Annotated in this window: 19 protein-coding genes; 6 read left to right on the plus strand and 13 right to left on the minus strand. The window is 68.5% G+C overall.

Going from position 1 to position 21,462, the window contains the following annotated elements:
* Positions 1-272 precede the first annotated feature (272 nt).
* The 8 genes from pulA to ACYVKA_RS12495 form a co-directional block, all read right to left on the minus strand.
* A complete protein-coding gene (gene pulA / locus ACYVKA_RS12460; protein ID WP_460705838.1) occupies positions 273-6,032 on the minus strand; it encodes a pullulanase-type alpha-1,6-glucosidase in 5,760 nt (1,919 codons plus the stop codon).
* A 200-nt stretch (positions 6,033-6,232) separates the two neighbouring features.
* Positions 6,233-7,426, minus strand: a complete 1,194-nt coding sequence (locus tag ACYVKA_RS12465) for an NAD(P)/FAD-dependent oxidoreductase (RefSeq protein WP_460705840.1) — start codon at positions 7,424-7,426, stop codon at positions 6,233-6,235.
* Between the two features lie 5 nt (positions 7,427-7,431).
* Positions 7,432-7,785, minus strand: a complete 354-nt coding sequence (locus ACYVKA_RS12470) for a non-heme iron oxygenase ferredoxin subunit (protein WP_394277369.1) — start codon at positions 7,783-7,785, stop codon at positions 7,432-7,434.
* A gap of 91 nt (positions 7,786-7,876) precedes the next feature.
* The gene (locus tag ACYVKA_RS12475; RefSeq protein WP_460705842.1) at positions 7,877-8,227 is read right to left on the minus strand and encodes a hypothetical protein; all 351 of its coding nucleotides are present in this window, start codon (positions 8,225-8,227) and stop codon (positions 7,877-7,879) included.
* Between the two features lie 65 nt (positions 8,228-8,292).
* Positions 8,293-9,126: a VOC family protein gene (locus ACYVKA_RS12480; RefSeq protein WP_460705844.1), complete on the minus strand. Its 834-nt coding sequence runs from the start codon at positions 9,124-9,126 to the stop codon at positions 8,293-8,295.
* Positions 9,127-9,169: 43 nt separating this feature from the next.
* Positions 9,170-9,838, minus strand: a complete 669-nt coding sequence (locus ACYVKA_RS12485; protein ID WP_460705846.1) for an aromatic-ring-hydroxylating dioxygenase subunit beta — start codon at positions 9,836-9,838, stop codon at positions 9,170-9,172.
* A complete protein-coding gene (locus ACYVKA_RS12490; RefSeq protein ID WP_460706180.1) occupies positions 9,835-10,494 on the minus strand; it encodes an aromatic ring-hydroxylating oxygenase subunit alpha in 660 nt (219 codons plus the stop codon). The genes ACYVKA_RS12485 and ACYVKA_RS12490 overlap by 4 nt, the downstream gene beginning before the upstream one ends.
* On the minus strand, positions 10,495-10,632 hold the full coding sequence (locus ACYVKA_RS12495; protein WP_460705848.1) for a hypothetical protein: 138 nt from the start codon (positions 10,630-10,632) through the stop codon (positions 10,495-10,497).
* A 196-nt stretch (positions 10,633-10,828) separates the two neighbouring features.
* On the opposite strand from ACYVKA_RS12495, the gene ACYVKA_RS12500 reads away from it, so the two are divergent.
* The gene (locus ACYVKA_RS12500) at positions 10,829-11,515 is read left to right on the plus strand and encodes a TetR/AcrR family transcriptional regulator (RefSeq protein WP_460705850.1); all 687 of its coding nucleotides are present in this window, start codon (positions 10,829-10,831) and stop codon (positions 11,513-11,515) included.
* Between the two features lie 70 nt (positions 11,516-11,585).
* The gene (locus tag ACYVKA_RS12505) at positions 11,586-12,401 is read left to right on the plus strand and encodes an SDR family NAD(P)-dependent oxidoreductase (protein ID WP_460705852.1); all 816 of its coding nucleotides are present in this window, start codon (positions 11,586-11,588) and stop codon (positions 12,399-12,401) included.
* Positions 12,402-12,429: 28 nt separating this feature from the next.
* Here ACYVKA_RS12505 and ACYVKA_RS12510 read toward each other — a convergent pair whose 3' ends face one another.
* Positions 12,430-12,771 (minus strand): bifunctional 3-phenylpropionate/cinnamic acid dioxygenase ferredoxin subunit, encoded by a 342-nt coding sequence (locus ACYVKA_RS12510; protein WP_394277362.1) that lies wholly within the window; start codon positions 12,769-12,771, stop codon positions 12,430-12,432.
* 142 nt (positions 12,772-12,913) lie between these two features.
* Here ACYVKA_RS12510 and ACYVKA_RS12515 point away from each other — a divergent pair, with 142 nt between their 5' ends.
* Positions 12,914-13,300, plus strand: a complete 387-nt coding sequence (locus ACYVKA_RS12515; RefSeq protein ID WP_460705854.1) for a rhodanese-like domain-containing protein — start codon at positions 12,914-12,916, stop codon at positions 13,298-13,300.
* A gap of 84 nt (positions 13,301-13,384) precedes the next feature.
* Here ACYVKA_RS12515 and denD read toward each other — a convergent pair whose 3' ends face one another.
* Together denD and ACYVKA_RS12525 are read right to left on the minus strand one after the other, a co-directional pair.
* Positions 13,385-14,356 carry a D-erythronate dehydrogenase gene (denD, locus tag ACYVKA_RS12520; protein WP_394276577.1) on the minus strand — a complete coding sequence of 324 codons (972 nt, stop codon included), beginning with the start codon at positions 14,354-14,356 and terminating at the stop codon, positions 13,385-13,387.
* A gap of 46 nt (positions 14,357-14,402) precedes the next feature.
* Positions 14,403-15,098 (minus strand): FadR/GntR family transcriptional regulator, encoded by a 696-nt coding sequence (locus tag ACYVKA_RS12525; RefSeq protein WP_460705856.1) that lies wholly within the window; start codon positions 15,096-15,098, stop codon positions 14,403-14,405.
* 179 nt (positions 15,099-15,277) lie between these two features.
* On the opposite strand from ACYVKA_RS12525, the gene ACYVKA_RS12530 reads away from it, so the two are divergent.
* From ACYVKA_RS12530 to ACYVKA_RS12540, 3 genes are read left to right on the plus strand one after another with little or no spacing between them, the layout of a single operon-like run.
* On the plus strand, positions 15,278-16,654 hold the full coding sequence (locus ACYVKA_RS12530; RefSeq protein WP_460705858.1) for a GntT/GntP/DsdX family permease: 1,377 nt from the start codon (positions 15,278-15,280) through the stop codon (positions 16,652-16,654).
* Positions 16,655-16,680: 26 nt separating this feature from the next.
* Positions 16,681-18,048: a four-carbon acid sugar kinase family protein gene (locus ACYVKA_RS12535; protein WP_460705859.1), complete on the plus strand. Its 1,368-nt coding sequence runs from the start codon at positions 16,681-16,683 to the stop codon at positions 18,046-18,048.
* On the plus strand, positions 18,048-18,929 hold the full coding sequence (locus ACYVKA_RS12540) for an NAD(P)-dependent oxidoreductase (protein ID WP_460705862.1): 882 nt from the start codon (positions 18,048-18,050) through the stop codon (positions 18,927-18,929). Before ACYVKA_RS12535 ends, ACYVKA_RS12540 begins: the two co-directional genes overlap by 1 nt.
* A 122-nt stretch (positions 18,930-19,051) precedes the next feature.
* Here the strand turns inward: ACYVKA_RS12540 and ACYVKA_RS12545 are convergent, their stop codons facing one another.
* Both ACYVKA_RS12545 and ACYVKA_RS12550 read right to left on the minus strand, forming a co-directional pair.
* Complete coding sequence (locus tag ACYVKA_RS12545; protein ID WP_460705864.1) at positions 19,052-19,741, minus strand: response regulator; 690 nt, start codon at positions 19,739-19,741, stop codon at positions 19,052-19,054.
* Positions 19,738-21,348 carry a sensor histidine kinase gene (locus tag ACYVKA_RS12550; RefSeq protein ID WP_460705866.1) on the minus strand — a complete coding sequence of 537 codons (1,611 nt, stop codon included), beginning with the start codon at positions 21,346-21,348 and terminating at the stop codon, positions 19,738-19,740. The genes ACYVKA_RS12545 and ACYVKA_RS12550 overlap by 4 nt, the downstream gene beginning before the upstream one ends.
* Positions 21,349-21,462 lie beyond the last annotated feature (114 nt).

Genomic DNA, 21,462 nt, shown 5'->3' on the forward strand with positions numbered 1-21,462 from the left:
TTCTAAGAAATTCTCACAAATAGCGAAAAGTCCGACCCGGCCAACACCCGTGCTTCCGGCAGTCGGCCAAATGCCTTGTGGGAATGCGATTCCGACGCCAATTCCGGGTGTTGCCGGGTGATGGAATCGCTCATTTCAAGTGAGCGAAGCTGAGGGGTCCTTGGCAAAGCCTGTGGATCAGCTGTAGCGCCAGCCGGTTCGGGAAGGCCACGAGGGGCACCCGATGACGGGTACCCCTCGTGGCATGGATCGCGGGCCCTGCCCGTCAGGGGTCACTTCTGGACGAAGACCGCCACGGTGCGCGCCGGCACGGTGAAGGAGGAGCTCTTCGCATTGAAGGCCGCCTGCTTGACCACCGGGTCGCTGCCCTTGGCCTGCACCGGGCTCAACTGGTAGCCCTGCGCGCCCGGCACCGTCTGCACGACGGCCTTCGGCGTGGTGTTCCAGACCACCACAAGACCCTTCAGCGCCGGGTCGGCGTCACGTCCGACGGTGTCGTCGATGCGCTGCACCAGCACGCCCTGACGCATCTGCTCGGTGCCCTGGACCGGGTAGGAGACCTTGGCCTTGACCTGCTCGGCCGAGCCCAGGCGGAACAGCGGCGTCGAGAAGCGCAGCTTCAACAGGTCGGCGGCCTGCGCCGAGGCCTGCTGCACCTGTGTCTGGCTGGGCTTGTTCTTCGCGTCGGCGAGCAGGGGCTGCATGAAGCCGTACTTGGCCTCGTTGTCAGCAGCCGGCGGGAGGCCCTTGCCGAAGCCGTTGTCGGCGCCCGTCCAGTCGAGCCGGTTGAACCAGTCACCCGAGTTGTAGGAGTTGCGGTCCAGCGACTTGCTGCGCAGCAGGTCGGCACCGGCGTGCCAGAAGGAGGGCGTCTGCGCCAGCGCCGTGGTCGACAGGCTGACGGTGTTCATCCGCACCCGGTCGTCCACCGACGTGGTCGGCGGCATCTTCATGGTGATCGAGTCCCACAGGGTCTCGTTGTCGTGCGCGTCGACATAGGTGATGACCTCACCGGGCTGGCTGGCATAGCCGGCCGGGGCCCCGTTGTAGTCCACCTCGGAACCCTTGACGACCTTGCCCTCGCTGGTGCGCAGTGCGTAGTCGGACAGGTTTCCTGCCAGGCCCAGCGCCACCAGGTCGGTGTCGTGGGCCAGACTCGCCGGGGCCTGCTCGTTGATCGGAGCCCCATTGGGGTCGGTGGCCTCGCCGGAGCCGAAGCCCTGCTTGCGCGGGTCCTCGTCGAAGGGGCCACCGCCGCGCACGGCATCACGCAGGCGGTCGTTGAAGGTGCCGATGTCGGTCCCGCCCAGCTGGCCCTGCTTGGCCTGGGTGAACAGGGCATTGTCGGCCACCTCGCCGAAGTTCCAGCCCTCGCCGTAGAGGTAGATGGCCTTGCCGTCCACCCCGTCGCGGGCCAGCGTCAGCCGGTCGAGGGCGGCGCGGACGTCGGCCATGTTCTGCACCGAGTGGTGGCCCATCAGGTCATAGCGGAAGCCGTCGACCTTGTAGGCCTTGGCCCACAGCACGGTGGAGTCGACCATCAGCTTGCCCATCATGGCGTGCTCGGTGGCGGTGTTCTGGCAGCAGGTGGAGGTCTGGACCGCACCCTTGGCGTCCAGGCGCTGGTAGTAGCCGGGCACCACCTTGTCGAGCACGCTCTTGGCATCCTGCCCGGCCGCCGGGGTGTGGTTGTAGACCTGGTCGAGCACCACGCGCAAGCCGTCGGCGTGCAGGGCACCCACCATGGTGCGGAACTCGGCGACGCGGTGGCCGCCGTCTGCCGCGCTGGCGGTGGAGGCGTAGCTGCCTTCCGGCGCCAGGTAGTGCAGCGGGTCGTAGCCCCAGTTGTAGCCGTCGGCGTCGGCGATCTTCTTGATGCAGGCCTGCTGCTCCTTCGAGTCGGCCGGGTAGGAGTCCAGGTCGCAGGGCGGCGTGGCCTGCTTGGCCTCGTCCTCCTCGATCGTGGCGATGTCGAAGGTGGGCAGCAGGTGCACCGTGTTCAGGCCCGCCTTCGCGAGGCTGCGCAGGTGCTTGGTTCCATCGCCACTGCTGGCGAAGGCCTTGTAGGAGCCGCGGTCGGCGGCCGGCACCGTCTGGTCACCGATCGAGAAGTCGCGCACGTGCAGCTCGTAGATGGTCGAGTCGACGCTCTGGGCGAGCTTCGGCGAGGCCGTGCTCGTCCACTGCTGCGGCTTCCACTTCTTGCTGGACAGGTCGACGGCCACCGAGCGCGTGGAGTTCAGGGTCAGCGCCACCGAGTAGGGATCGGTCACCAGGTTGGTGACCACCTTCTGCTCCGACGGAGCGAAGACCTTCACCTCGTAGAGGTAGCGGACGTTCTCCAAGCTCCGGCTGGTCACGGCCTGCCAGGTGCCCGAGGCATCCTTGGTCATCCGGGTGCGGGTGGCCTTCGACGCGTCCTGGTCGGGCGAACCCGCCGGCCAGGTCAGCAGGGTCACCTGCTGGGCGGTGGGGGCCCAGAGCTGGAAGCTGATCCCGGCACTGGTGAAGGTGGCGCCGAGCGTCTTGTCCTTGGCCTTGGCGGCGTACAGGTCGTCGAGCACCTTGGGGACCTGCACCCCGGTGGCATCCATCACCTGGCCGAGGTCGTCGTACTGGGCGACGGCCACCTGCCCGGTGAGGATCCTGCCGGCCTCGCGCACGGCCCGACGGTCGAGCTGCAGGGCCAGGTAGCCCTTCAGCTCGGGATGGGCCGCGAGCTGCTCGGCGGGGATGCCGGCCGGGTCGAGGGTCAGCTCGGCCTGCTGCGCGTCGGCGCCGGTGAGCGTCTCGGCATCGACGGCCAGGGCGCCGGTGGGCGACCAGTGCAGGCGCCAGTCGAGCGTCGACGGGTCGACGCCGGCGGGCACGGAGCTGGCGGGCCAGGCGATGGTGTCGCGGTCGAGCCAGATGGCCTTGGCGGCCTTCAGGTCGGGGGCGGCACCAGCCTTCGAGGCGCTGACGGTGGTCTTGTGCGTCGCCAGCTCGTAGCTGATCGTCATGACGGTGCCGTCGGCGGGCACGGCCATGGTGATGTTGTTGCCGTCCTTGGCGCCGCCGTCACCGTAGTTCTCGTCCCACGACAGGCCGTGGGCGATCTTGAAGTCGTAGTTGCCGGTCGGGATGGCCGCCGAGCTCCAGGTGTAGGTGCCGTCGCCGTCGGGATCGGTGAGCCACGGCCTCATGCAGTCCGGGGACCAGTCGGCGGCGCAGCCGAGCTTGGCCTGGAAGGAACCGGCCGCGGTGATGATCGGGCCCTCGGCGTCGCTGGTGGCGTAGTGACGGGCATGGTCGTAGTAGAAGGTGACCGTGCCGGGGCTGGTGTAGGTGAGGTTGGAGCCGCCTGCGGCACCGCCGGCGCCGTAGTTCTCGTCCCAGCCCTTGTCGATCGCGGCCTTGTAGGAGTGCTCGGCGGCCGGCACCTGGAAGGTCCCCTTCCACACCTGGTCCTTGGCGTCGAGCGTGAGCTGCGCCTGCTCACAGGCAGGCTGCCAGTCCTCGGAGCATCCCATCTCGGAGTTGTGGCTGCCCGGCACCGAGACGGCATCGGGCTGGGTCACGGGGCCGACGTCGCCGGTGGCAGGGTCGGCCGCCTTCTTCGGGGTGCCCACCTGCGCGTAGGTGCTGGTGGCGGAGACATTGCCCGAGGAGTCCTTCACGACGGCGCGGTACTCCACCAGCTGGCCCTTGGGCAGCGAGGAGGTGTCGGCGAAGACCCGGTAGGGGGCGTTGTCGTCGGTGCCCAGGGCGCGGAAGTCCTGGGTGCCGACCGGACGCCAGGCGAAGCTCACCTGGGCGAAGGTGTTCTCGGGCACCGAGGCGGCCACCTCGGTCCGGCCACCGACGACGGCACCGGCGGTGGGTGCCTTGAACTGGACGGCCGGGGCGGCGTCGCGGCCGGCGAAGGGCTCGACAGCCTTCCAGACGCTCACCGACAGGGCCGGGACCGTGACGCTGACGCGGGTGTCGCGGCCCGACTTCAGCACGGTGCTGGTGCCCAGCAGGGGCTTGTGGGCGACATTGCTGCCGTAGGTCTGGAAGCTGGCCGAGGCCGGCTTCGAGTCATTGTTGACGGCCACGACGTACTCGGTGCCGGTGGCGCGGTCGATCCGGCTGAAGGCGTAGATGCCGGCGCCGGAGCTGGCGAAGCGGTGCACCTGGGCGCCGTCGACCAGTGCCGGATGGGCCTGTCGCAGCGTCGCGAGCTGCTTGATATGGCGGTAGAGCGGGGCCTGGGTGGAGAAGTGCTCACCGGTGCCGATCGTGCCGCCGCCGATCAGCTCCTCGGCCTGGTACTGCGCGGTCCTCGAGGCGAACATGTCCTGGCGGGAGTCCTTGTCGCCGCCGGCGCCGATGAAGCCCTGCTCATCGCCGTAGTAGGTGATCGGGTTGCCGCGCACCAGGTACATCAGGGAATTGGCCAGCTCGGTGCGGCGCAGCAGCTCGTCACCGGAGTAGCCGGCCTTGGCCAGCATCATGCCGATGCGGCCCATGTCGTGGTTCCCCAGGAAGGTGGGCAGCTGGTAGGCATTCGAGTCGGTGTCGGTGTACCAGTCGTCGCTGGCGAAGAAGTCACGAAGACCCGTGGTGGCCTTGCCCTGCACGGCATTGACGGCCGCACCCTGGAAACCGAAGTCGAGGGTGGCGGGCAGCCTGCCCTGCGTGGTGTAGGTGCTGGTGAACTTCGGGTCGGAGTCGTAGACCTCGCCGAACATGAAGAAGTCCTTGGTGCCGGCCTGCTGGGCGGCCTTCATGACGGCGGGCGAGAACTCGCTCCAGAAGGGCGTGTTGACGTGCTTGACGGTGTCGATGCGGAAGCCGTCGATGCCGAAGTCTGCCCAGGTGGAGTAGATGTCGGTCATGCCCTTGACCACCTCGGGGCGCTCGGTGAACAGGTCGTCCAGGCCCGAGAAGTCGCCGTAGGTGGCCGACTCGCCGGCATAGGTCGAGTCGCCGCGGTTGTGGTACATCGTCGGGTCGTTGAGCCACGCCGGGACCTTCAGGTCCTCGTCGGCCTCGGCGACCGTCGGGGTGAGCGGGAAGCTGGTGGCGGCATCCAGCGCAGGGAAGTCGGCGCGCCCGGCGTACTCGGCGTCGTCGAAGACGGTGCCGGAGGCGTCCTTGTAGGGGGCCGTCGCCTTGCTCACGTACTCGTACTTGCCCTGCTCGTTGCCGATGACGTCGGCGGTGTGGTTGGTGATGATGTCGAAGTAGACCTTCATCCCCTTGGCATGGGCCTGGTCGATGAGCGCCTTCATGTCGGCATTGGTGCCCAGGTGCGGGTCGATCTGGGTGAAGTCGGTGATCCAGTAGCCGTGGTAGCCGGCCGAGGCATTCTCGCCCTCGCCCTGCACCGGGCGGTTCTTGAAGGACGGCGTCAGCCAGATGGCCGTGGTGCCCAGGCCCTTGATGTAGTCGAGCTTGCCGATGACGCCCTTCAGGTCGCCGCCGTGGTAGAAGCCCTTGTCAGTGGGGTCGAAGCCATGCTCCATCCGACCGCCGGAGATGCCGCCGGTGTCATTGGCGGTGCTGCCGTTGGCGAAGCGGTCGGCCATCAGGAAGTAGAAGTTCTCCTTCGTGGTGGCCGCGCGCAGGGAGTCCTTGGCCAGTGCCCGGTCGGCATCCGAGACGGCGCCGGCCAGCTTCGTGGGGCGCAGGCCAACCTGGTGGGTCTGGTCGTCATAGCTCACCTCCACCTCGGCGGGGCCGTCGAGCACGAGCCTGGCATTGCCGTCGCCCTCGCCATAGGACTCGTCCCAGGAGTGGTTGATGGCGATCTTGTACTCGTGGCTGCCCTCGGGCAGCGTCAGGATGCGGCGGTGGACGGTGCTGCCCGGCTGCTGCTCCAGTTCGGTGGCCTCGCAGTCGAGCTGCCAGTCCTTGGCGCAGCCGAGTTCGTCCTGCAGGCTGCCGACCAGCGTGGCCGTCCGTTCTGCGGCCAGGGCCCTGGGCGGCTGCGCGCCCATGCCGGCGGTGAGCGCCAGGACGGCTGCGGCCAGCGCACTCGTCTGACGCCAAAGGGTCTTCACCACGGGTTCTACTCCTGTGTCAGGCCGCGCAGGTGGGGGACTGCGCGGTTCCGAGCACCGTCGCCCGGACCACAAACACTAATCGTCAGGTCTGACAAAACAGAAGGTGGGGTCGGGGGTGATCTTCTGCGCCTGGTGCAGAAAGCCTGGTGGGGTCATCGCCTGAACCGCCCGACGACCCCCCCCAGACGGGCCAGTACAAGCTACTTGGCCAACTTCTTCAACGGCAGCGAGGGATCGGCCAGCTGCTCGGCGTCGACGACGATCCCGCGGTCGATGATGCGGCGCGCGGCACGCACCGTCTGGCCACCGTCGATGCAGGCAGCACCCACCATGCGGCCCGTGATGTCCAGGTTGAAGCTGGCCTGCACCACCCCGTCGAGCACCCGCGAGACCAGCTGTCCGCCGGCCAGGTTCCCGACGGCCTCGGCGTGCACGCCGTGACGATCCGACCACATCCACGGCGCCACCGGCTCGGGCACCGGCGCACCGGCCAGCACCGCCGCGAGGCGCTGGCCCGACTGCATCGCCGACTCCCAGTGGCCGTGGCCGGGCGCGAGGGAGCCGTCGGCACGCACCACGCGCGCGATGTCACCCACCGCGTACAGGTGCGGGACGGAGGTCTGCTGCCGCTCGTCGACCGTGATGCCGCCGTCGACGGCCACCCCGGCCGCCTCGGCCAGCGGCGCCTCGTTCTCGGAGCCGATCGCGACCAGCAAGGTCTCCACCTCGAGCACCTGGTCGCCGGAGAGCTCCACGCGGAAGTCGTCCACGGTTCGCTCCACGGCGTGCGGGACACCGGTGAGGACCGTGATCCCGGCATCGGCGTGCATCTGGTGCAGCCGCTCGGCCAGCGGCCTTCCCCACAAGGGGATGCAGGGCAGCGGCGAGGAGCTCACCAGGGTGACCTCGCAGCCCGCCTCGACCGCGGTGGAGGCCACCTCGGAACCGATCAGGCCGGCGCCGATGATGCCGACGCGACGCCCCTCGACCAGCTCCGCGCGCAGGGCATCGGCCTCGGCCCGGGTCTGCAGGTGGCAGATGCCGTCCAGGTCACCGCCCGGCACGGGCAGGCGACGGGGCAGGCCACCGATCGCCAGCACCACCTCGTCGGCCTCGATCCGCGAACCGTCCTCGAGCACGACGCCCAGGTTCGTCGGGTCCACCTCCGTGACGCGCCCGGTGACCAGTTCGACGGAGTTCTGGTCGAACCAGGACTGCTCGACGAAGGCCAGCTGTTCGGCCGTCGCCCTGCCGCGCAGGTAGTCCTTGCTCAGCGGCGGGCGGTCATAGGGCAGGCCTTGGGGGTCAACCAGCGTGATCGTCGCGTCACTGCCCAGCTTGCGCAGTTCTTGCGCGACGGTGAAACCGGCCAGGCCGCCACCGACGATGGCCACGCGCATCAGTCGGCCACCACGGCGCCGTCGACCGGGGTGCCCGGGTACAGCCAGACCTCGTCGCCGCGCAGCTCCACCTTGTGGGTGCGGGCGGGCTTGCTGGCGGGCAGGCACAGGGCGGCGCCGGTGCACAAGCTGAACTTGGCCGAGTGCAGCGGGCACTCAACCTCGTCGCCCTCGATCCACCCGTCGGACAGCTGGGCGTACTCGTGGGTGCAGATGTCATTGAACGCGTAGTACTTGCCGTCGGAGAAGAAGACGGCGATGTCCTCGCCCGTGCCGTTGGTCTCGCCGTCGACGACGATGGCCTCCTCGTCCTCGATGTCTCCTGCGGTGGCGACCTTGATCGGCTCGGGCATTGTTCTCTCCTTCATCGGTGTCCCGGCCTCGGTGCCGGGTGTCCAGTCTTCCAGTGTGACCCCGGTTCGGGGCAGGGCAAGGATGGCGCGATCAGCTGGCGGGCCAGACGATCGTGGTGGCCACCTGTGCCGCGTCGCACGGCATCCAGCGGTCGTAGTGGTGGGCGCAGCGCTGGCGTCGGTAGAACTCACGGGCCACCGGGCCGCGCTGCGGCTCGGCCGGGGCGAAGCGTTCGCAGCGGTAGAACTCGGTTGCGCCCTCGACCGGGTCGCCGGTGGCCACCAGGCGCCACAGCTCCGGGAACTCGCCGCCCAGCACCTGCTGCCAGAAGGCGTCGTGGGAGTCCTCGTCGAGCCAGGTCATGGTGAGGGCGTGGGAGTCCTCGCCGGCGGCCAGGCTGCGGTACAGCTCGGCCGAGTCGCAGCCGTCCAGGTCGCGCACCTGCGCCAGTTCGGCCAGCAGGAGCTCGGTGTCTTCGAGGGTGGGCAGCTAGTGCAGGACGCGGATCATCGCTGTTCCAGCGTGGAGTAGTCGACGGTCCAGTCGGGCGCCATGTACTCGTCCTTGGCGGGGAAGTGGCGCCACACGCCCTCGACGAGGAAGCCCGAGAGCGGCCCGAAGGTGTCGTAGTAGCAGTAGGCCGAGGCGCCGCCGCGCGGGTCGGAGCCCATCACGACGGGGCAGCCCAGGGCAGTCATGTCCTCGGCCACCTGCTCCCACTGGCCCTCGTCGGTGGTGAGGAAGGGGAACATGTGGTGGATGCCGGGGCCGCGCTGGTCGGTGAACTCACGGTTGTAGTGCGAGTCGCCGTACTTGCACTGGATGATCTCGAAGCCGAAGTCGCCGGCGAATCCCTGGGCGGTGAAGTAGCCGTGCTGGACGGGATCCTGGTCGCGGTAGAAGGGCTTGTCGAGACGGCCGAACCCGGTCTGCCAGGTCTTGATGTCGAACTTCTCGATGCCCTCATTGCGCAGGTGCGCCTCGATGGCCTGCTCGTCGTCCTCGGCGATGACGGTGAGGAAACAGATGCCCTCACCCCGGGAGAGGAGGAATTCGTTGAAGGGGCTCTCGCCACCAGTGGGCTGCACCAGCTCGAAGGGCGTCGGCCGGGGCTGCGCCCCCATCGGGCCGGGGCCTTCGGGGTCGAAGGGCGCGGCTCCGAAGGCCGAGCGGTAGGTGCCGTCACTGCGACGCCCGTGGCTGACCATCTCGGAGAGCTGGCCGGCTCCGCGCTCGTGCACCGCCCACTGGGTGATGCCGAGCAGGCGTGCGTAGTTCTCGACGGCCTTCTCGAGGTCGGCGACGACGACGCCGATGCTGACAAGGGTGGTGATCTTCACGTCTTCTCCCCTCCCGGGGTGCGGGTCTGCGGCTGGAACGGGATCAGTAGAACAGGCTGAGGTTCTTGTTCAGGATCATCGCCATGTCGAACAGCACGCAACGCTCCTTGACCAGGAAGCCCCAGGTGGAGTTCTCGTCGGCGACGATGATGTCGGTGCGCTCGCCGGTCACCGAGTCGTGGTAGCGCTGGCCGTTGGAGCGGTAGTCGTAGAAGTTCGACTTCACGATGTACTCGCCCTCGCGCAGCCCCTTGGTGACGCGGATGTTGCTGATGACGTGGCGCGCCCGCGACGGCGGCTCCTCGCCCCAGGCCATGTTGGTGAGCAGGCGGTCGACGCGCTGCGTCATCTGGATCTTGTTCTCCTCGAAGTAGACCGAGGTGCCGAACTTCTTGATCCGGTTCTCACGGCGTTCGCGGGCATAGCGTTCCTCCTGTACCGGGGCCCAGTAGAGGAGGTCGTCGGACAGGAAGTCGAGCCATTTGCCCCACTCCAGGTCGTCGAGCACCTGCACCTCCTCGTAGAGGAAGCGCTCGATGGCGCGCTGGGTCTCGGCGTCGACACCGTCCAGCAGGGCGGCGACGCGGTTGGTCTCGGGCAGTTCGGGCGTCCAGCCCTCCACCTCGGTGTGACGGACGGCGGACTGGTGGATCTTCAGCTCTTCGGGGTCCATGCCGTTGGGCATCGACGTGTCCGGGTTGTTGTTGCTCATGTCTGGCTCCTCGACGTCGTCGGCGTGGTCAGTTGGTGGGTTCGGCAGCCGCGGCTGTGGCCGTAGTCGCTGAAGAACTGGCGTCCGGTGGGGTTCTCGCCGCGCAGGGTGCGGTCGGTGGCATCGGAGGCCTTGTTGAGCACGGTGGCGGCCGAGACGTGGGTGATCTCGGAGTGCTGCATGTCGCTGGTGGGCTGCTCGGCCATGAACTTCCAGTTGTTGGGCAGCACCCAGCGGTTGAAGCTCACCACCTCCATGCCCTCGTCCCAGCGGTCGATGTAGCCGTCCAGGTAGTACTTGGCGCTGCCGAGGTATTCCTCGAAGTCGGGGGCGTCCTTGTCCCAGGTGCCGAACCAGAAGCCCTTGTAGTTGACCAGCTGCGGCACGGCGACGGCGTTGTAGCGGTCGTTGTCGAAGCCGGCGGGGTAGGTGTCGGCCTGGCGCGGGATGTTCTTGAGCTTGCCGTCGAGGTCATAGGACCAGCCGTGGAAGGAGCAGGTGAAGGCCTTGGCCTTGCCCGAGTCGACGCGGCAGATGCGCATGCCGCGGTGGCGGCACTGGTTGAGGAAGGCCTTGACACTGCCGTCCTTCTGGCGCACGACCATCACCGGGTCCTCGCCGATGTAGGTCTGGAAGAAGTCTCCCTTGGAGGGGATCTAGGAGTCGTGGGCGAGGAAGCACCAGGCGCGCTTCCAGACCTTCTCGAGCTCCTGCTGGTAGATGTCCTCGTCGGTGAACATGTCGCCGGCCAGGCGGCCGTTCTCGATGTCGACGAGATCGGTGATGTCGGTCATGGGGACTCCCTTGTCGGCTCTGACGGCGGTTCCTTGAGTAGGTGCTCAACTGTGAGTGATGTCACCGTAGGCGGCACTTGAGGGGGTGCTCAACGGGGTCGTTCCGTCAGGAGGAACAATGGGCGGGCGTGGATCTGCACGGCACAATGGGAGGGCTTCCTGGCAGCCGGGCCAGGGACGGCATGGAGGGATAGCCATGGAAGGGCACCAGGAGGGTGACGGCACGGCCGACACCCGGGAGCGGATCCTCGAGGCTGCTCGTTCGATTGCGCTGGAGCGCGGCTACAAGGGCACCACGCTGGCGATGATCCAGCAGCGGGCCCAGGTGCATCCGGGCTCCTTCTACTGGCACTTCAAGGACAAGGACGCCCTGTTCGCCGCGATGGTGGCCCAGGCCCGCGACGAGGTGGAATCCACCGTCGCGCACCTCGAGACCGGCACCAATCCGGTGAAGGCGGTGCTGGACCGCATCGTCGAACGACCCGAGCGCTTCGGTCTGTGGCGCTTCAACGTGCAGTTGATGATGGACCGGCAGATGCACGGCTCGGCCACCGCCGCCCAGATCCTCGAGCTGCGCGTGCACACCCAGCGCCAGCTCACCGCCGCCTGGCTCGAGCACATCCCGGCGCGCGTGCTGGAGGAGCTGCCGGGCCTGCCCGACCGGCTGGCCGACTATCTGCTGGCCACCGTCGAGGGCTGCGTGCTCTCCCGCGTGGCGGGAACCATCCGCGACGAGGAGTCCATCACCGCGATGTCTGCCGCCGTCATGGACCGGATGGTGGCCGCTGCCTGCCAGACGGTGGGTGAACCGGTGCCCGAGCTCTTCCTCGGCAGCGAGGGATGGGCCGACCGTCTCGTTGCGTCACTCGGAACGCGCGGTTGAGGGCGGGTCGGCGCCGGTCCTAGCGTCGACGTGGCCGGTGCCGGCCGCAGGAGCGACGAAGGAGTTCTCGATGGGATGGCTTGACGAGCAGGTGGTCGTGCTCACCGGTGGTGGATCGGGCCTGGGCCGTGCCCTGGTCGACACCGTGCTGGAGGAGGGGGCCCGCGTCGCCGTCCTGGAGTACTCCGCCGACAAGGCCACCCAGCTGCGCGAACAGTGCGACGAGCGGGTGCTCGTCGTGCAGGGCGATGCCGGCTCCTACGACGCCAACCGTGAGGTGGTCGCGGCCGCCGTCGGCGCCTTTGGCCGGGTGGACTGCTTCATCGCCAATGCCGGTTTGTGGGATGCCAACCGCGGCGTCGAGGCCATGACCCCGGAGCAGATCGAGGCCGGCTTCGACGACATCTTCCGGCTCAACGTGAAGGCGCCGCTGCTCGGCATGAAGGCCGTTGTCGACGAGCTGAGGGTCAGCAAGGGCTCCTTCATCGTCTCGCTGTCGAACTCCGCGCTCTACCCCGGCGGTGGTGGCCCGCTCTACATCGCCTCCAAGCACGCCGGAATGGACCTGGTGAAGCAGCTGGCCTATGAGCTGGCCCCCGACGTGCGGGTCAACGGCGTGGCGCCCGCGGGGATGGTCACCGACCTGCGCGGGCCTGCGTCGATGGGTCTGGAGGGGGCCGTCTTCGCCGACGCCGAGGCCTCCGCGCGTGCGGTGGCGGACAAGTCGGCGCTGCACCGCTGTCCTGACCCCGTCGACTACACCGGCGCCTATGTGCTGCTGGCCTCGCGCCGCTACGGCATCACCACATCGGGCTCGGTGCTGGACGTCGCCAATGGCAAGGGCCTGATCGGCCGGGTGGCCGACGACCTGCTCGCGGCCCGCTGAGACGATTGCCCCCGGGCCGCGGCCGTCCTCACTGCTTGTCGGCCGGGACTCCGGGGTGCAGCCAGACCTCGTCGCCGCGCAACTCGACCTTGTGGGTCTTCACCGCGACGGTGGCCGGCAGGCACAGGGCCGCGCCGGTGCACAGGCTGAAGCGGGCGGCGTGCACGGGGCACTCGACCTCGTCGCCCTCCACCCAGCCCTCGGCGAGCGAGGCGTCCTGGTGGGTGCAGGTGTCGTCGATGGCGTAGTAGGTGCCGTCGGAGAAGAAGACGGCGATGTCCTCGCCGGTGCCGTTGGTGGCGCCGTCGACGACGATGGCGCTCTCGTCCTCGATCTCGCCGACGGCGGCGACCTTGATGGCCTCGGGCATGGGAACCTCCTGGTGGTGGGTGCATCACTGCGCGTGATGGCCTCATCATCACCCCGACAAGGCGGCATGCCAACTCCGCAAGGCTTGTTCGCCCAGCGCCAGATTGCTTTCCCCCTCCCTTTGGGCGTGCTGTGATGGTCGCATGGGACTGCGCGAGCGACTGATCAACAAGATGACTCCCGACGGCGGCATCAGCGTCGACGAGGCGCTCAACCTGCTTGCCCAAGGAGGCGTGCTGGTCGACGTGCGTGGTCTGAAGGAGTACGAGGGCGGTCACGTGCCCGGCGCGCGCCTGGTCGACGTGCGGGCGCTCGCCGAGAATGTGATGGACGCCGTCTACGAGGGCGACCCCTTCGCCGAGCCAGACAAGACGATCGTGCTGATCTGCGACACCGGGCTGCGCTCCGGCCATGCCGTCAAGGTGGTGCGCGACCAGGGCTTCACCTGCGAGTTCGTCGACGGGGGACTGGTCGCCTGGCGCGATGCCGGACAGATCCTCATCCCGGGGCCCCCGCGCAAGCGGATCTGAGCACGCGCAAGCGGATCTGGGCCCACGGGGCACAAGTGGACGGGGAGCCGCAGCCCGGTCGGTCCGGCCGCGGCTCCCACCACCTCAGTCCACGTGGTCGGTGACGTACTGGCGCACCACGTCGTCGAAGTCCTGGTCGCGCACGAATCCGAGCGCGAGCTGGTGGTCGACGTCGAAGTCGCCCGGCCACGAGCACACGATGTCGGCCACGCGCTGGTCGTGCTCGTCGGTGACCAGGGCGCGCACCTCGGGGCCACCCACGCGTTCCAAGGCATCCAGCATCTCCTGGACGGTCACGCAGATTCCGGGGATGTTCATGCCGCGCCAGCGGCCCAGGTCCTCCTGGGGCAGTGCCATGGCGTGCACCAGGTTGGCGACGGCGGTGCGTGGCGAGGAGAGCCACATCCGGGTCGAGCGCGGCACGGGGCAGGTTGTGGGGATGCCGTTGAGGGGTTCGCGCAGGATGCCGCTGGCGAAGGAGCTGGCGGCGGAATTGGGCTTGCCGGGCCGCACCGAGATGGTGGGCAGCCGGCAGATCCGACCATCGAGGAAGCCCTTGCGGGAGTATTCGTTGACCAGCAGCTCCCCGACGGCCTTGAGGGCGCCGTAGGTCGAGTCGGGCTGCTGGGCCCAGTGCTCCGGCACCACCGTGGGCATGTCCCCGCCGAAGACGGCAAGAGAACTGGTGAAGACCAGACGCACGTCGCGACCTGTGTCCGAACCGACGTCGCGCAGGCGTTGGAGTAGCTCGCGCGTTGCATCGACATTGACCGACATGGCCAGGTCGAAGTCCTGTTCCGAGCCGCCGGACAGGACTGCGGCCAGGTGGTAGACGCCGACGGTGTCACGGGTGATGGCCTTGGACAGCAGTGACGCGTCGCCGATGTTCCCGACCACCGAGGTGACGCGCGGGTCCTCGACTGGCGAGGGCGCGAGGTCGAGCGAGACGATGCCGTCGGCGCCCAGCGGAGCCGTGCCGGCATCGATGCGGTCGAGCAGTGTCCGGGTCAGCATGCTTCCGAGAAAGCCGGCTCCACCAGTGATGACGATCTTCATTGATTCCTCCATCGGTTCGTGGGGCGGGGTGTGCCCCTGGGGCGGGTCAGACCAGGCGGATCTGCCGCGTCGCGGTCAAGGTCTGGTCCATGTGTTGGGCCATTGCGTCCGCGGCGGACTCGGCGTCGTGTTCTCGGAGCGCGGCCAGGATTCGGCGGTGCCACGCGAGGGCTTCGCGTCGCACCTGGGTGCTGCGCGAGGTCTCGCGTCGCACCTGCAGCAGCATCTGGGAGAGGGTGCCGAAGGCCTCGCTGAGGAAGGGGTTCTGGGCGGCTTGGAGGATGATCTCGTGGAAGCGGATGTCGGCCTGTGCGGACTCCTCCGGTGAGGGGGAGTCGAGGTGCTCCTCCATCAGCCGGACCTGCTCCTCCAGTGCGGACAGCTGCTCCGGGGTGATGCGGGTGGCTGCCAGCCGTGCCATGCCCACCTCGAGGACGCGCCTGGCCTCCATCAGGTCCTGCACCATCTGGGCGGTGTCATCATCGAGTTGGGCACGCACCGCCACCACCTCGGGATCCAGGACGGACCATTCGGTCATCGGCGCGATGCGGTTGCGGCGACCCTGCTGGACCTCCAGGATGCCGCTCGAGGCCAGGGAGCCCAGGGTCTCGCGCATGGTCAACCGCGAGACGCCGAAGCGCTCGGCGAGACGGGTCTCTGCGGGCAGTTCCTTGCCCACGTCGAACTCTCCCGCGGCCAGTGCTCCGAGGATCTCCTGCCTGGTTCGTTGTGATGCCTTCATCCTGCCCCTCTCGGCGGTCCTGACCGGGATCGACCCCTCCATCATTCACTGCCGGAACCATTGACAGTGGCTCACCCGGAACCTATCTTGTCAGACATCAGACAAGTTGTGGAGACCCGTTCTCCAGAACTTTCCCGAGATTCCATCCCCAGAGAACGACGACGTCCGAAGGGTTTTCGATGTCACCCACCATGCTGGTCCTGCTGGGCCTGGCGGCCGTGGGCGCGATCCTCGCGCTCATCATCAAGGCCAAGGCCCACCCATTCATCGCCATGATCGTGGTCTCCATCGCGCTCGCCCTCGTGGCCGGCATGCCGATGGCCGGGGTCGTTCCCGCGCTGCAGGAAGGCATGGGCAAGACCCTTGGTTCCGTAGCGCTGATCGTCACCCTCGGCGCCATGCTCGGCAAGATCATCGAGATCTCGGGCGGTGCCGAGGTCCTGGCCAAGGCCCTGTTGCGGGCCTTCGGGGAGAAGCGGGCGCCGTGGGCCCTGGGTGCCTCGGCCTTCATCTTCGGCATCCCGGTCTTCGTCGATGTCGCCACGATCGTGCTCGTCCCGATCGTGCTGGCCGTGGCGCGGAAGATGCCAGGGCGGGCCAACATGCTCACCCTCGCACTGCCCACCGTGATGGCGCTGTTGACCGTGCACGTCGTGCTGCCGCCCCACCCGGGCATCGTCGGCGGTTCGGAGCTCATGGGTGCCGACGTCGGCCTGGTCCTGCTTCTGGGATTCGTGCCCGCCATCATCATGTGGTTGTTCAGCCAGGTGCTGTCCGGCGTGCTGGTCAAGAAGAACTTCTCCGAGGTCCCCACGGAGGGCAGCGCGCTGGCCGGTGTCGAGCAGCAGGACGAGGTCGACGCAGCCGGTCGCGAGCCCAGTGTCGGCCTGGTGATGGCCATGATCGTCATCCCGCTGCTGCTGATCATGCTGCAGACGGTCACCGCCCTGACCCTGCCCGCCGGGCACGTGGTGCGCTCCTTCTTCGCCCTGGTGGGTGCCAGCCCGGCCGCGTTGTTGATCGGCGTTCTGCTCGCCAGCTACTTCCTGGGCGTGCGACGGGGCTGGGGGGCGTCGAAGATCGAGGACGTGTGCAGCGCCGCGCTGCCCGCCACGGCCGCGGTCATCCTGATCACGGGCGCCGGTGGCACCTTCGGTCACATCCTGTCCAGGACGGGCGTGGCCCAGGCCGTCGCCGATGTCCTGTCGGGTTCCGGACTGCCCATCATCTTCCTCGCCTGGCTGATGGCTGCCCTGATCCGCGCCGCCCAGGGCTCTGCGACGGTGGCCACCATCACCACGGCGCCGCTGATCGCACCGCTGGCCGCCAGCATGGGGTTGGAACCAGTGCAGATCGCGCTGGTGACCATCGCCATCGGCATCGGATCCATGGCCCTGTCGCACGTCAATGACTCGCTCTTCTGGGTGTGGAGCCGCTACTACCAGGTGAGCACGGCGACGGCCCTGAAGAGCTACACGGTGGCAACCACCGCCACCTCCATCGTCGGCTTCACCGTGGTGGCCCTGATGTGGCCGCTGGTCGGCATGGTTTCGTGAACAGCAGACAGGAAAGGGCAACCGACATGACGACCCAGACCACGCGCAGGCTCCTCGTGCTCGACGACGACCCCACCGGGTCCCAGTGCGTCGCCCACGTCGACATCGCCTTCCAGGAGGACCCGAAGATCCCCGCCACGGTGCTCCGGGAACCCGGCTCCACCTGCTTCGTGCTGATGAACACCCGGGCGCTGCCCGAGGCGGAGGCCGTGGCCAAGAACCGCAGGATCCTGGAGGGGGTGCTGGGCAGGGGGGTCGAGGCCTCCCAGCTGCACGTCGTCTCCCGCTCGGACTCGACGCTGCGGGGGCATGTGCTGGCCGAGCCGAATGCCCTCGCCGATGTCCTGGCCGAGCATGGCGTCGAGGTCGACGGGTTCCTGTTCTGTCCGGCCATGGTCGAGGCGGGACGCTTCACCCGCGACGACGTCCACTACGCCATGGTGCAGGAAAGCGCGCTCGAGGCTGCCGAGACCGACTTCGCGAAGGACGCCACCTTCGGCTACCGGGAGTCGAACCTGCGCCGATTCCTCGAGGAGCGTTCGGGCGGTCAGCTCAGCGCCGACGAGGTTGCCAGCATCGGGCTCGACGACATCCGCGAGGGTGGCGTCGACCGTGTCGAGGAGATCCTCGCCTCCGTCACAGGACGGCAGTGGGTGGTGGTCAATGCGACCGAGTACGAGGACATGGAGGTGGTGACCCAGGCCCTCGCCCGTCGGGAGGCAGCTGGGCGACACTTCATCACCCGCTGCGGACCGTCCTTCGTGCGCCCGCTCTCCGGGCAGCAGGGGGCCGTGGTGCTGGGCGAGGACGACATCGTCATCGACCCCACGCGCATACCCCACGGGCTGGTCGTGGTCGGATCCCATGTGGGCCTGACCACCCGACAGCTGCAGGCGGTGCAGCGCCGCGGGAGCCTGGTGGAGTTCGAGCTCGAGGTGACCAGGCTGCTGGACGAGGGCACCCGGGAAGAGCACCTGGCCGAGATCGTCGCCCGCCTGCGTGCACAGCTGTCCACGGACGACTGCGTGCTCTACACCAGCCGCGAGCTGGTCAGCACCGAGGACAAGGACGAATCACTCCAGATCGCCCGCACGGTCTCCGATGCCGTGGTGGAGGTGGTCCAGCAGGTGGTTGCGGCACGACCTGCCTGGGTCGTGGCCAAGGGCGGAATCACCTCACACGAGGTGGCTGCCAAGGGGCTGGGCATCAGCCACGCCGAAGTGCAGGGGCAGTTCTTCCCCGGCCAGGTCTCGCTGTTCACCGCCCGCCAGGCGCCGGCGGACACCATCGGCGTCCCCTATGTGGTCTTTCCCGGCAATGTCGGGGGCGACGAGGCGCTTGCCGACGTCGTCGAACGTCTGGTTGGAGCGACGCAACAGAACAGGAGCAAGTGATGGGCATCAGGACGATCGGTTGGGTGGGTCTGGGGGCCATGGGGACCCCGATGGCCCGCGTCGCGGCACAGGCCGGCTTCGAGGTGACGGCCTTCGACCTCAACGCGGACGCGGTGGCCTCGCTGGCGCCGGCGGTGACCGGCGAGTCCTCGGCGCGCGAAGCGGCCCGGGGCAAGGATCTCGTGGCGATCATGGTGGCCACCGGCGCCCAGTTGGACCAGGTGCTCTTCGGTGACCAGGGCATCGCCGAGGTGCTCGACGCCGACACTGCCGTGATGGTGATGGCCACCGTCGGTCCCTCGGCGATCGAGCAGGTCCGCGAGCGGCTGGCGCCCACCACCACCCACCTGGTGGACGCGCCGGTCTCGGGCGGCGTGGCACGGGCCGGGACCGGTGAGCTGTTGATGATGGTCTCCGGTGCCGAGGAGGACGTGGAGCTGGTGCGGCCGGTGCTGGACGCGCTGGCCTCCTCCGCCCCGAACGTCGGGCCGCTCCCCGGCGACGGGCAGCGCTTCAAGGTGGTCAACCAGCTGCTGTGCGGCGTGCACATCGCTGCTGCGGGTGAGGCCCTCGCCCTGGCCGACTCGATGGGGCTGGACGTCAAGCAGGTGCACGAGGTGCTGGGTGCCGGTGCCGCCGCCTCCTTCATGTTCGGCGACCGCGGCCAGCGCATGGTGGCCGGCAACCACGACGAGGTGCGCTCCGCGCTCGACATCTTCGTCAAGGACATGGGTCTGGTCTCCGAGGCCGCCCGCGAGGTGGCGCAGGAGGTTCCCCTGGCGTCCACCGCCGAGCAGCTCTACCTTCGCGGACGACGCCACGGACTGGGACGCAAGGACGACTCGGTCGTGGTGCAGCTGTTGAAGGGTGACAAGGACTGATCCTCGTCGCGCGGTGAACAGGACGGCTCGGGAGCCGACGATTCGTTCGTCGGCTCCCGAGCCGGGCCGATGAGATGGCCCAAGGGTGCAGGAGTTGGCCCAGGAGAGTCGGTACCAGGGGTTCAGTCCTGCCGGATGAGGTACTCCACCTCTGGTCGTCCGGCATGCCCGTAGCGCTCCCGGCGTTCCACCTGCCCGGTCGCCGTGAGGTGTTCCAGGTAGCGGCGTGCGGTCACACGCGAACTGCCGATCTCCTGCGCTACCTCGGAGGCCGACAGGCCACCGTCGCTGTTGTGGAGCAGGGCGGTGACGAGGTGCAGCGTCTCGCCCGCGATCCCCTTGGGTACGGCAGGCGCAGGGGCGGTGCTGCGCAGGTCGAAGAGGTGGTCCACCTCGGCCTGCTCGACGGCCCCGCGCGCGGAGGTGCCGGTCCGTCGCAGGTGGCTGCGGTAGGTGCGATAGTTCTCCAGCTTCGCGGTGAACAGGGCCTGGGTGAAGGGCTTGATCAGGTAGTGGGTGATCCCCATCGCCATCGCCCGGCGCACCACCTCCACGTCACGCACGGACGTGACGGCGATGACATCACAGAAGTGGCCCTGTGACCTCAACCGGTGCAAGAGCTCCAGCCCGTGACCGTCGGGCAGCCGCATGTCGAGCAGCACCAGGTCTGGTTCCTGCCGGACGATCGCCAGCATCGCCTGGGCGCAGGATGGTGCGCTGCCCACCATCTCGAAACCCTCCAGCTGCTCCAGGTAGGAGGCGTGGGCGCGGGCCACGATCGGCTCGTCCTCCACGACGACCACACGGATCATTGCTCCTCCTGTCCGGCCCGTCCATGCGCGAACGGGGCCCCCTCGGGCTGCTCGACACCAATCTCCACACTGAACAAGGCCCCGCCCAGCCCGGAACTGCCACAGGAGATCCTTCCGCCATGGCGGGTGACCACCTGCGAGACCAGGGCCAGGCCCAGGCCATGGCCCTGGTCGTCGGCCTTGCTGGTCCAGCCACGCTCGAAGATGCGGTCGCGCAGCTCGTCGGCGATACCCGGCCCCGAGTCCTCCACCTCGAACAGGAAGCTGTGCGTGGTCGACTCGATGAAGGCCTCGACCCGTCGGACGGCTTGCCCGCGGGTGGCCTCGAAGGCATTGTCCAGCAGGTTTCCCACCACGGTGACCGCCTCCCCCGGTGACAGGGGCATGCCGGCCAGGTGGCTGTCGGGATCCATCACCAGTTCGATCCCGGCCTCGCGGGCCTGGGCCAGCTTGCCCAGCAGCAGGGCCTCGAAGATCGGTTCGCGATGGCCGCCCGCGATCCGTCCGGTGATCGCCTGGCGGTCGGCCAGCTCCTCGGTGGCGAAGGCGGCAGCCTGGTGGGCCTCGCCCATCTCGATCAGGCTCACCACGGTGTGCAGACGGTTGGCCGCTTCGTGGTTCTGCGCCCTCAAGGTTTCGGTGAGCCCCCGTACCGTTGCCAGCTCACCGGTGATGGCCTGCAGCTCGGTGTGGTCGCGCAGTGTCACCACCGATCCGGTGTGGCGGCCCCGGAAGTCGGCCGGCTGCTGGTTCACCACCAGGATCCGTCCCGCCACCTGCAGCACCTGGTCGACGACCGGGGTCTCCGTGCGCAAGGGTGCCACCAGGACCTCGGGCAGTCCCAGGGCTTCCACCTGCTGTCCGGTGGGGTCCGTCGACAGCCCGAGCAGGCGGCGACCCTCCTCATTGCACAGCTGCACCCGGCCATCGCCGTCGAGCAGCAGCAGCCCCTCCCGGACCGCGTGCAGCATCGACTCGTGGTACTCGTACATGGCGGTCAGCTCCGCCGCGCCCAGCCCGTGGGTCTCGCGGCGAAGCCGCCGCACCAGCAGCAGCGCCCCGCCCAGCCCGGTGACCAGCAGCAGTGCCGAAAAGCCGGCGATGATGGCCAGCTGGGACGGCAGCGCCGACTGGATCCGGGTCACGGTCACGCCGGCCGACACGTAGCCGATGATCCGTCCGTCGTCGTGGACCGGGGTGACGGCCCGCACCGACGGGCCCAAGGTGCCCGAGTACTGCTGGGTGAAGGTCTGCCCCTGTGGCGCCGTGCCAAGGTCACCGAGGAAGGTCTGCCCCACCTGCCTGGGGTCGGGGTGGGTGTACCGGATGCGGTCGAGGTCCATCACCACCAGGAAGTCGATCGAGGAGGACGCCGTCACCCGTACCGCATAGTCCTGCAGTTCCCTGCTCGGACGCCCCGCCGCCAGGTCCGTCCGGGTGACGGGCGCCAGCGCGAGCGCCTGGGCCGTGTGGGCGCTGCGCACCCTGGCCCGGTCGAGCTGGTGCGAACGCGAATCCAGTGCCATCAGGCCAGCGGCCAGGGCCACCTCCACCAGCAGCAGCGCCACCAGCAGCACGAGGTAACGGCGTGCCAGCGGATGTCCCATGGCTCCATCCTCTCGTGGCGGTGCACGGATCACGGCCGGTGACCACAAAGAACACAACCGCGACAGCCCCAGCGCGATGGGATCGGATGGAAGCACCGGGTGCCGTCAGACAGA

This window comes from Luteococcus sediminum, assembly GCF_054783495.1.